Source organism: Paenibacillus sp. FSL R7-269 (assembly GCF_000517865.1).
Classification (GTDB): domain Bacteria; phylum Bacillota; class Bacilli; order Paenibacillales; family Paenibacillaceae; genus Paenibacillus_AQ.
This window is the reverse complement of record NZ_ASPS01000145.1, coordinates 1-220: the sequence shown is the minus strand read 5'-3', so window position 1 is coordinate 220 and position 220 is coordinate 1. Positions and strand designations below refer to the sequence as shown.

Genomic DNA, 220 nt, shown 5'->3' with positions numbered 1-220 from the left:
ACCCCTCCGCTATCGCCACCAAACGCATACGAAAGAGACTTGCTCTTTCAAAACTGAACACGAGTGAGTGTCCGAACCCTAAGGTTCTATTGTGGAAGCAAAGCTTCCGATTTGAATGTCACCGTTGCAGGTGACGATTCTCCATAGAAAGGAGGTGATCCAGCCGCACCTTCCGATACGGCTACCTTGTTACGACTTCACCCCAATCATCTACCCCACC

Annotated in this window: 1 rRNA gene; it reads right to left on the bottom strand. The window is 50.5% G+C overall.

Annotation, left to right across the window (positions count from 1 at the left end):
- Window positions 1–147 precede the first annotated feature (147 nt).
- Window positions 148–220: ribosomal RNA gene (locus C162_RS32935) — 16S ribosomal RNA — on the bottom strand; the annotation flags it as partial.